Below are 9,837 nucleotides of genomic sequence, written 5' to 3' on the forward strand. Positions count from 1 at the left end.
GGGCAGGGGCATGACCGAACCGAGGATCTTCACGTCCGCCGAGGAGCTGCGCGCCGCGATCGGCGAGCCGCTCGGGCCGAGCGGGTGGCTGGAGGTGGACCAGAAGCGGATCGACCTCTTCGCCGACGCGACCGGCGACCACCAGTGGATCCACGTGGACCCGGAGCGGGCCGCCGCCGGCCCCTTCGGCACCACCATCGCGCACGGTTACCTGACCCTGTCCCTGCTGCCGAGCCTGGTGCCGCAGATCATGCGGGTCGAGGGCATGCGGATGGGCATCAACTACGGCCTGGGCAAGGTGCGTTTCCCCGCGACGGTGCCGGTCGGCTCGCGGCTGCGCGCCACCGCCGTGATCACGGAGGTCACGGAGGCGGGCGGCGGGGTGCAGGTCGCGGCGACGGTGACGGTCGAGCGCGAGGGCGGCGAGAAGCCGGTGTGCGTGGCGGAGTCGCTGTCCCGCTACTACTTCTGAGCCGCGCTATCGCTTCGGGGCGGTCCCGGCGGCGGGGCGCGCTCCCACCATCCGCAGGACGAGGTCGGCGTAGAGGGCGCCGACCTCGTCGGGCGTGCGCCGCCCGTCCACGTTGAACCAGCGGGCCACGTCGATGCACAGGGACAGGACGGCGAGGGTGGTGCCGGGGACGTCGGGGACGTCGAACTCCCCCGCCCGCACGCCCTCGGAGAGGATGCGCCGCACGGCGGCGTCGCTGCGGCGGCGCAGGGCGACGATCTCGGAGCGGTGCTCCGGGGCGAGGGCGTCGAGCTCGTACTGGACCACGCGCGCGGTCGTGTGGTGCGCGGCGTGCCAGCGGACGAAGGACCGTACGGCGGCGTCGAGCCGTTCGGCTGCGGCCGCCGGGGCGGAGGCAGCGGTCTCCAGGATCTCCAGGGCCTTGTCGTGGCCGATGCGGCTGATCCGGTGGAGCAGCTCTTCCTTGGTCTTGTAGTGGATGTAGAGGGCGGCCGGGCTCATCCCCGCGCGCCCGGCGATGTCGCGGGTGGTCGTCGCGTGGTAGCCGCGCTCCGCGAAGGCCTCGACGGCCGCCACGAGCAGCCGGCGGGCGGCGTCCGGGGTGACCTCCGACCACGCCTGGTAGCCGTCGGTGGTCTCCGCCGTGCTGTCCATTCGCTCACCCTCTCCGCCCTGTAGGAAGGGAACAGCCTACCGGAGGGTGAGCAAGCGCTTAGGAACCGCGCTGCGGGCGGGCCCCGGAAGGGCCCGGCGGCCCTCAGAAGGCGGAGACCCCGGTGCGGGCGCGCCCGATGAGCAGCTTCTGGATCTGGCTGGTGCCCTCGTAGAGGGTCATGACGCGGGCGTCGCGCAGCAGCTTCCCGGCCGGGTACTCGTCGATGTACCCGTAGCCGCCGTGCACCTGGAGGGCGTTGGAGGCGGCGCGCACGGCAGCCTCGGAGGCGAACAGCTTGGCGGTGGAGGCCTCGGTGGCGAAGGGCCGCCCGCGGTCGATCAGGTCGGCGACCCGCCAGGTCAGCAGCCGGGCGGCGTCGACGTCGACCGAGATGTCGGCGATCAGCTCCTGGACGAGCTGGTGGTGGGCGATCGGCTTGCCGAACTGCTCGCGCTGCCCGGCGTAGGAGACGGCCGCGTCCAGGGCCGCCTGGGCGATGCCGACGCAGCCGGCGGCCACCGACATCCGCCCCTTGGCCAGGGCGGACATGGCGACGGAGAAGCCCTTGCCCTCGGGGCCGAGCATCGCGGAGGCGGGGACGCGGACACCGTCGAGGGCGAGTTCGGCGGTGGCCTGGCCGCGCAGGCCGAGCTTGCCGTGGACCTCGCGGCGGGTCAGGGCGGGGGCGTCGGCGGGGACGAGGAAGGCGGAGATCCCGCGGTGGCCGGGGGTGGCGGGGTCGGTCCGGGCGAACAACAGGACCACGTCGGCCCAGGTCCCGTTGGTGATGAACATCTTGCTGCCGGTGATGACGTACGCGTCGCCCTCGCGCACGGCGCGGGTGGTGAGGGCGGCCGCGTCGGAGCCGGTGCCGGGCTCGGTCAGGCCGAAGCAGCCGAGGGCCTCGCCGGAGCAGAGGCGGGGCAGCCAGGAACGTTTCTGTTCCTCGGTCCCCCAGGCGGCGACGGTCTTGGCGACCAGGCCGAGGGAGACGGAGACGATGCCGCGCACGGCGGAGTCCCCGCGGCCGAGCTCCTCGGTGACCAGCGCGTAGGAGAGGTGGTCGCCGCCGGAGCCGCCGTACTCCTCGGGGACGGTGAGGCCGAGGAAGCCGACGTCCCCGAGCTTCTTCACGATCGCCCGGTCCACGCTCTCGGCGCGGTCCCAGTCGGCGGCGTACGGGGAGACCTCGCGCTCGGTGAACGCGCGGGCGAGCCGGCGCACGGCCTCCTGCTCCTCGCTGAGCTCCAGGTTCACGGGATTCCTCCGGGGCGTGGGGCGGCGGGCGGGCGTTTTAACTACCAGCGCTAGTTTATGCCGTGGCAGGGCCTACTATGTGGCGCATGGCCAGACCGCGCAAGCCCCTCCTCAGCCGGGACCGCATCGTCGAGGCGGCGGGCGAGCTGGTGGACGCGGAGGGGCTGGAGGCCGTCTCGACGCGGCGGCTGGCGGCCGCGCTCGGGGTGAGCGGGCCGTCCCTCTACAACCACTTCCGGACGAAGGACGCGATCCTGGAGGCGGTCGCGGACGCGGTGAGCGCGCGGGTCGACCTGTCGATGTTCGACGGGGTCGACGGGCCCTCCGACTGGCGGCCCGCCCTGCACGCCTGGGCCCACTCCTACCGCGCCGCCCTGGCCGACCACCCGAACATCGTCCCGGTACTGGCCCGGGGCCCGGGCCGCCGCCCCGCGGGGCTCCGCCTGGCGGACGCGGTGTTCGGCGCCATGACGGCGGCGGGCTGGCCCCCGGCGCAGGCGACCCGGATCGGCGCCCTGATGCGGTACTTCATCCTGGGCTCGGCCGTGGCCTCCTTCGCCCAGGGCTTCGTGGACGACGAGACCGCCTACGACCCGGCGGACTACCCGCACCTGGGCCAGGCCCACCTCCTGGCGGACCGCCGGCACGAGGTCGACGAGGGCGCCTTCGAAACGGGCCTGACGGCCCTCCTGGACGGCCTGACCCTCCAGTACGAGGCCCTCCGCCCCGAACCGCCCCGGCCCTGACACCCCGCCCCGCCGACAGGGAGCTGCCGGCTTCCAGTTCCGGCGGCGTTCGAGGCGCGGGGGCAGGGGCGGAGCCCGTGGAACTAGAACACGACCAGCGACCGCCCGCCCTTGCCCGAGACCATCGCCTCGAACGCCGCCGGGATCCCGTCGAGCCCGATCCGGTCGGTCACCATCGACCCCAGATCCAGCCGCCCCGCGCGAACGTGCTCGGCGATCACCGGCAGGTCCCGCGCGGGGTCGCTGTTCCCGTACACGCACCCGCTGAGCGTCCGCGCGAAGTGGAAGATCTCCAGCGCGTGGAAGCTCACCCGCTGCTCCTTCCCCCCGATCCCGACGACGGTCGTCCGTCCGCCCCGCCGCGTCGACTCCCACGCGGAGCGAATCGTCTCCGCCCGCCCCACGCACTCGACGGCCACGTCCGCCCCCTGCCCTCCGGTCAGCGCACGGACGTCCTTCGCCGTGGTCTCCGAGGCCAGGACGAACTCGGTGGCCCCGGCGGCCCGCGCCAGCTCCTCCTTGGCCGGGGAGACGTCGACGGCCACGACCGGCCCCGCCCCGGCGATCCGCGCCGCCTGGAGGGCGGCGAGGCCGACGCCGCCGACCCCGAACACCGCCACCGACTCCCCCGCCCGCACCCGCGCGCTGTGCTGCACGGCCCCGTAGCCGGTCAGCACCGCGCAGCCCAGCAGCGCCGCCTCCTGGAGCGGGATCCCGGCGGGCGCGGGCAGCACGCAGTTCGCCGCGACGACGGTCTCCTCGGCGAACGCGGCGACGTTCAGCCCGGGATGCAGCTCCACGCCCCCGGCGTCGTGGGCGTAGACCGCGCCGACCCCGGACAGGGCCTTGGCGCAGAGCCAGACCTCGCCGATCCGGCAGTGGTGGCACTCCCCGCAGGACGGCGCCCAGTTGAGCACCACCCCGTCGCCCGGGGCGACATGGGTCACCCCTTCCCCCACGGCGAGGACCGTCCCCGCGCCCTCGTGGCCGAGGACGGCGGGGACGGGCACCCGCATGGTGCCGTCGGTGAGGGAGAGGTCGGAGTGGCAGACCCCGGCGGCGGCGAGCCGGACCCGGACCTGCCCGGGTCCGGGATCGGGCAGCACGATCTCCCTTATCTCCAGCGGGGCTCCGACGGCGGGCAGGATGGCGGCGCGGACCATGGTCGTCGTCTCCGTGTCGTGTCTTCGGGGGCTCGGGCGTCTTCAGCGGGCCAGGCAGGGCGAGGCCGGTCAGGTCTGGGCTGGGCTGGGCTGGGCTGATCGGACTCAGAACTGCAGGGACTTGGTCTGGAGGTACTCCCCCAGGCCGTGCGGGCCCAGCTCGCGGCCCACGCCCGACTGCTTGTAGCCGCCGAAGGGGGCGAGCACGTTGAAACGGCCGCCGTTGATGTCCACCTGCCCGGTGTCCATCCGGCGCGCGAACGCCACGGCCGTCTCGGCGTCCGCCGCCCATACGGCGCCGCCGAGGCCGTAGACGGTGCCGTTGGCGATCCGCAGGGCGTCCTCCTCGTCCTGGTAGGAGAGGATCGACAGCACGGGGCCGAAGATCTCCTCCTGGGCGATGGTCATCTCGGGGGTGACGTCGGCGAAGACGGTCGGGGCGATGAAGTACCCGCGCTCGTGGGGCGCGTCGAGGCCGCCCGCGACCAGGCGCGCGCCTTCCTCCACGCCCGTGGCGATGTATCCGCGCACCCGGTCGCGCTGCTTGGCGTTGACGACCGGCCCGAGGCGGGTGCCCGGGTCCCGGGGGTCGCCCGAGGGGTAGTTGGCGACGGCGGCGGCCGCGAGGGCGACGGCCTCCTCGTACTGGTCCCGGTGGACGAGCATGCGGGTGAGCGCGTTGCAGCTCTGGCCGGTGTTGTTCATGACGTGTCCGACGCCCGCCGCGACGGCCTTGGCCAGATCGGCCCCGGGCAGGATGACGTTCGCCGACTTGCCGCCGAGCTCGAGGGCGACGCGCTTGACGGCTGCGCCGGCGATGGCGCCGATCTTCTTGCCGACGGCGGTCGAGCCGGTGAAGGAGACGAGGTCGACCCCTTCGTGCTCGGCCAGCGCCTGGCCGGCGACCGGACCGGTACCGGTCACCAGGTTGAAGACTCCGGCCGGGATGCCCGCCTCGTGCACGGCTTCGGCGAAGAGCTGTGCGGTCAGCGGGGTGTCCTCGGCCGGCTTGAGGACGATGGTGCAGCCGGCGGCGAGAGCGGGTGCCACCTTGGCAACGACCTGGTGCAGCGGATAGTTCCACGGCGTGATCGCCCCGACCACGCCGACCGGCTCCAGGAACACGGTGGAGTTCCCCAGCCGTTCCTCGAAGGCGTACGAGGCGGCCAGCTTGGCGTACGAGGCGGCCACCGCGATGGGTGCGCCGACGTGCACCGCCTCCGCGAAGCCGAGCGGGGAGCCCAGTTCGGCGGTGACGGTCTCGGCGATCTCGGTCCTGCGGGCGACGAGCACGTCCCGCAGGGCCCCGATCAGCGCGGCCCGCTCGGCCGCAGGGGTGGCCGCCCAGCCCGGGAAGGCCGCGCGGGCGGCGCGTACGGCCGCGTCCACGTCCTCGGCCGTACCGGCCGGGACGCCGCCGATGACCTGCTCGTCGGCCGGGTTGATCACCTCGATGCGGCCGGATCCGGCGGCGGGCCGCCATTCCCCGCCGATGTACATCCCGTCGTGGGCCTTCATCGCTATCCTCCCGAGCGCGCACGAGCGCGTAGACACGCTGACCTGACGTCCCCGACACCCTACAAACTAGCGCCGGTAGTTTTCGGACGGCCGGGGTCCCGGGGCTCAGATGATGCCGAAAAGCATCCCTGCGCCGAGGACCACGAGGGAGGTGAGGGCCGCCCATTTCACGGTGAAGCGGGTGTGGTCGCCGAACTCGACCCTGGCCATGCCGACGAGTACGTAGACGGCCGGAACCAGCGGGCTGGACATGTGCAGGGCCTGCCCGACCAGGGAGGCGCGGGCGATCTCGAGCGGGGGGACGCCATGGGCCGCGCCGGCCTCGGCCAGGACCGGCAGCACCCCGAAGTAGAAGCCGTCGTTCGACATGAAGTAGGTGAGGGGCAGGCTCAGCAGGCCCGTGACCAGGGCCATGTGCGGGCCCATGCCGTCGGGGATGGCGCCGACCAGCCAGTCGGCCATGTGCTTGACCATGCCGGTACCGGAGAGGACGCCGGTGAAGACGGCGGCCGCGAAGACCATGCCGGCGACATTGAGGACGTTGTCGGCGTGGGCGGCGATCCGGGCCTTCTGGTCGGGCATGTGCGGGAAGTTGACCGTCAGGGCGAGGGCGGCGCCCAAGAGGAACAGCACCGGGATGGGCAGCAGCTCCATGATCATCGCGGTGAGCAGGGCGGCGGTGAGGCCCGCGTTGAACCAATAGAGGCGGGGCCGGAGGGTCGGGCGGTGGGGGTCCAGGCCCTGCATGTCCTCGGGGGCCGGCGCGGGGCCTTCGGGGGCGGGCTCGGGCTCCGCGTCCGGGCCGGCGCCGCTCCCGCCGCCGGTGGCGGCACCCGCGCCCCCGGCGGCCGCCTTCGCACCGGATCCGGCCGCGACCAGGGATTCCGGCTCCCGCGCGGCCTCCTCGCCGGGCATGACGAGGGAGCCGACCCGGCGGCGCTCGCGGACGCCCAGGACGTAGGCCAGGACGAGGACGAAGACCAGGCCGGCGGCCAGGGCCGGGATCATGGGGACGAAGATGTCCGAGGCGTCGAGCTTGAGGGCGGTGGCGGCCCGGGCGGTGGGCCCGCCCCACGGCAGGGTGTTCATGACCCCGTTGGCGGTCGCGGCGACCCCCGTCATGACCACCAGGCTCAGGCCGAGCCGCTTGTAGAGCGGGTACATGGCCGAGACGGTGATCATGAAGGTGGTGGAACCGTCCCCGTCGAGGGAGACGACCGCCGCGAGGACGGCCGTGCCGACCACCACCCGCATGGGGTCGGCCTTGCAGAACCGCAGGATGCCCCGGACGACCGGATCGAAGAGACCGACGTCGATCATCACGCCGAAGTAGACGATGGCGAACATCAGCATGGCGGCGGTCGGCGCGAGCTTGCCGACGCCGTCGATGACGTAGTCCCCGAGGTGCGCGCCCTTTCCGGCGAAGACGCAGAAGAGCGCGGGGATGAGGACGAGCGCCGCGATGGGCGACATTTTCTTCATCATGATCAGGACCAGGAACGTCGCGATCATGGCGAAGCCGAGGAAGGTCAGCATGCAGGGAAGGTAGGTGCCGCCTCCTGGGGCCAACAAGACGTCCACGCGTGAGCAATACGAGCAAAACCCCAGCTCAGGGCAGGGGCGTCAGGGTGACGGGGAAGCCGTTGAGCACGGCGGTGCCCGACAGGGGGTCGAGGCGGCTGCCGTCGAGGAGCTGGTTCACGTTGACCCCCGGCGCGGCGCCGGCCACCGTGAGCCGGGTGCCGTCGCGGTCGTGGCCCCAGCCGTGCGGGAGGCTGACCACACCGGTGCGGACGGTGTCGGTGACCTCCACCGGGACGTCCAGGCTGCCGCCGTCCGCGGTGACCCGGGCCCGGCCGCCGTCGGCGAGGCCGAGCCGGTCGGCGTCCCGGGGGTGGACCTGGAGGGTGCAGCGGTTGGAACCTCCGACGAGGGCCGGGACGTTGTGCAGCCAGCTGTTGTTGGACCGCAGGTGGCGGCGGCCCACGAGCACCAGGGCGGCGGGGCGTTCGGTGAGCGCCGCGCGCAGCCGTGGCAGCTCGGCGGCGATCGGGTCCGGCAGCAGCTCGATCCTGCCGCTGCGGGTCCTCAGCAGTCCGGGGAGCCGGGGCTCCAGCGGGCCCAGGTCGATGCCGTGGGGGTGCGCGAGGAGCCGTTCGAGGCTGAGCCCTCGGTCCGCCGTCTCGGGCCCGGCGGTCCCGAACAGGTCGCCGTACGGCCCGAGCCGGAGCATCAGGTCGAGCCTGCGCTCGGGGCCGTTCTCACCGGTCAGCATCGCCTCGAGGCGGGCCGGATCGGCTCCGTGCAGGGGGGAGTCGCGGTCGGCGGTCTCCTTGGCGAGGGCGGCCCGGACCGCCATGTCGTCGACGGCGGAGGGCTCGGCGGAGCCGTGCATGCCGGAGACGGCCAGGACGAGGCGGGCGAGGATCTCGCACTCGTCGAGCCGGTCCGCTTCCAGGGGGACGGCGGGGCGGGTGTAGCGGACCTGGTTGCGGATGGCGAACCCGTTGAAGGAGAAGTCGTGGTGCGCGGTCCGGGAGGGCGGCGGCGGGGGCAGCACGACGTGGGCGTGGCGGGAGGTCTCGTTCAGGTAGGGGTCGACGCTGATCATGAAATCGAGGCCGGCCAGTGCCGCGTCGAGGCGCCGCCCGTCGGGGGCCGACAGGACGGGGTTGGCGGCGATGCTGATCACGGCGCGGATGCGCCCCTCCCCCGGCGTTTCGATCTCCTCGGCCAGTGCGGCGGTGGGCAGTTCGCTCTTGGCCTCGGGGTGCCCGCTGACCCTGCTGTGCCAGCGGCCGAGGGCGAAGCCCCTGCCCGGGCCGGCGGGGCGGGGCCGCGGGCCGGTGGCGGGGAGCGGGAAGAGGGCCCCGCCGGGGCGGTCGAGGTTGCCGGTGAGCACGTTCAGGACGTCCCGCCCGTAGACGGCGGCGGTCGGCGAGGCCGCGAGCTCCCGGGCGAGGGTGCGGATCTCCTCGGCCGGCAGGTCGCAGGCGGGGGCGACGGCCTCAGGAGTGAAACTCGCGAGGGCGTCGGCGAGTTCCCCGAGTCCCTCGATGTGGTCCGCGAGCGCGCCGGGCGCGGTGAGCTTCTCGTCCAGGAGGGTGTGCGCGAGCGCCGCCAGCAGCAGGGCGTCGCTGCCGGGGCGGGGGGCGAGGTGGCGGTCGGCGAGCCGGGCGGTGCGGGTGCGGCGCGGGTCGACGACGACGAGCGTGCCGCCCTTGGCGCGCAGGGCCTTGAGCCGGCCGGGGAAGTCGGGGGCGGTGCACAGGGAGCCGTTGGACTCGACGGGGTTGGCGCCGATCAGCAGGAGGAAGTCGGTGCGGTCCAGGTCGGGGACCGCGATGGCGAAGGGGTCGCCGAACAGGAGTCCGCTGGAGACGTGCTTGGGCATCTGGTCGAGGGTGCTGGCCGTGAAGAGGTTGCGGGTGCCCAGGGCCTTGAGGAGGAGCGGCGGGTAGAGGGCGCCGGCCATGGTGTGGGCGTTGGGGTTGCCGAGGACGACGCCGACGGACTGGGCCCCGTGTTCCCCGACGAGGGCGGGTACGGCGGCGGCTATGGCCTCGTACGCCTCCTCCCAGGTGGCTTCCCGCAGTTGGCCGTCCCGGCGGACGAGGGGGGTGCGCAGCCGGTCGGGGTCGGAGTCGAGGGCGCCGAAGGCGGCGCCCTTGGGGCAGATGAAGCCGCGGCTGAAGACGTCGTCGCGGTCGCCTCGGGCGCCGGTGACGGTGGTTCCCTCGATGGTGAGGGTGAGGCCGCAGGTGGCTTCGCAGAGCGGGCAGATACGCGGGGCGGTGCGGGGCATGGGCCCTCCCGGGGGCGGCAGGCGGCGGCGCGGGCGCGGACCGGCGGGGCCGGCTTCACGGCGGCGCGGGCCCGCGGGCGCCCCGAGCATACCGACCGGTAGGCACGGTGGGGAGGGGGGCGTGCGGCCGGTCGGGTCCCGCCGGGCGCGGCGAGGGCGGGCGCAAGGCGGGAGCGCGGGGCGGGGCGGGCGCGGCGGCGGCGGCCGGGTCAGTCCAGGAC

8 protein-coding genes are annotated in these 9,837 nt (G+C 74.0%); 2 read left to right on the top strand and 6 right to left on the bottom strand.

What is annotated here, in order from left to right; translation table 11 throughout:
- Window positions 1-10 precede the first annotated feature (10 nt).
- Entirely contained in the window at window positions 11-472 is a 462-nt protein-coding gene (locus VR44_RS26850; protein ID WP_045950190.1) for a MaoC family dehydratase, read from the top strand.
- Between the two features lie 6 nt (window positions 473-478).
- On the opposite strand, the gene VR44_RS26855 is transcribed toward VR44_RS26850, so the two are convergent.
- Together VR44_RS26855 and VR44_RS26860 are read right to left on the bottom strand one after the other, a co-directional pair.
- A complete protein-coding gene (locus VR44_RS26855) occupies window positions 479-1,126 on the bottom strand; it encodes a TetR/AcrR family transcriptional regulator (RefSeq protein WP_045950191.1) in 648 nt (215 codons plus the stop codon).
- Between the two features lie 103 nt (window positions 1,127-1,229).
- Window positions 1,230-2,384: an acyl-CoA dehydrogenase family protein gene (locus tag VR44_RS26860; protein WP_045950192.1), complete on the bottom strand. Its 1,155-nt coding sequence runs from the start codon at window positions 2,382-2,384 to the stop codon at window positions 1,230-1,232.
- Between the two features lie 86 nt (window positions 2,385-2,470).
- Here VR44_RS26860 and VR44_RS26865 point away from each other — a divergent pair, with 86 nt between their 5' ends.
- Window positions 2,471-3,130, top strand: a complete 660-nt coding sequence (locus VR44_RS26865; protein WP_045950193.1) for a TetR/AcrR family transcriptional regulator — start codon at window positions 2,471-2,473, stop codon at window positions 3,128-3,130.
- An 83-nt stretch (window positions 3,131-3,213) separates the two neighbouring features.
- Here the strand turns inward: VR44_RS26865 and VR44_RS26870 are convergent, their stop codons facing one another.
- The 4 genes from VR44_RS26870 to VR44_RS26885 all read right to left on the bottom strand — a co-directional run bounded on the left by VR44_RS26870 (window position 3,214) and on the right by VR44_RS26885 (window position 9,616).
- Window positions 3,214-4,293, bottom strand: coding sequence for a Zn-dependent alcohol dehydrogenase (locus tag VR44_RS26870; protein WP_045950194.1), 1,080 nt, complete (start codon window positions 4,291-4,293; stop codon window positions 3,214-3,216).
- 105 nt (window positions 4,294-4,398) lie between these two features.
- Window positions 4,399-5,811 carry an aldehyde dehydrogenase family protein gene (locus VR44_RS26875; RefSeq protein WP_045950195.1) on the bottom strand — a complete coding sequence of 471 codons (1,413 nt, stop codon included), beginning with the start codon at window positions 5,809-5,811 and terminating at the stop codon, window positions 4,399-4,401.
- Window positions 5,812-5,916: 105 nt separating this feature from the next.
- On the bottom strand, window positions 5,917-7,347 hold the full coding sequence (locus VR44_RS26880; protein WP_045950196.1) for a CitMHS family transporter: 1,431 nt from the start codon (window positions 7,345-7,347) through the stop codon (window positions 5,917-5,919).
- A 73-nt stretch (window positions 7,348-7,420) separates the two neighbouring features.
- Window positions 7,421-9,616, bottom strand: a complete 2,196-nt coding sequence (locus tag VR44_RS26885; RefSeq protein ID WP_045950197.1) for a molybdopterin oxidoreductase family protein — start codon at window positions 9,614-9,616, stop codon at window positions 7,421-7,423.
- Window positions 9,617-9,837: the final 221 nt, after the last annotated feature.

The organism is Streptomyces katrae, from assembly GCF_000966975.1.
Lineage (GTDB): Bacteria > Actinomycetota > Actinomycetes > Streptomycetales > Streptomycetaceae > Streptomyces > Streptomyces katrae.

Bases quoted from the DNA above. Each gene is read 5' to 3' on its own strand.
- VR44_RS26885 (WP_045950197.1), bottom strand. From the start codon at position 9,616: ATGCCCCGCACCGCCCCGCGTATCTGCCCGCTCTGCGAAGCCACCTGC.
- VR44_RS26855 (WP_045950191.1), bottom strand. From the start codon at position 1,126: ATGGACAGCACGGCGGAGACCACCGACGGCTACCAGGCGTGGTCGGAG.
- VR44_RS26865 (WP_045950193.1), top strand. From the start codon at position 2,471: ATGGCCAGACCGCGCAAGCCCCTCCTCAGCCGGGACCGCATCGTCGAG.
- VR44_RS26870 (WP_045950194.1), bottom strand. From the start codon at position 4,293: ATGGTCCGCGCCGCCATCCTGCCCGCCGTCGGAGCCCCGCTGGAGATA.
- VR44_RS26875 (WP_045950195.1), bottom strand. From the start codon at position 5,811: ATGAAGGCCCACGACGGGATGTACATCGGCGGGGAATGGCGGCCCGCC.
- VR44_RS26850 (WP_045950190.1), top strand. From the start codon at position 11: ATGACCGAACCGAGGATCTTCACGTCCGCCGAGGAGCTGCGCGCCGCG.
- VR44_RS26880 (WP_045950196.1), bottom strand. From the start codon at position 7,347: ATGCTGACCTTCCTCGGCTTCGCCATGATCGCGACGTTCCTGGTCCTG.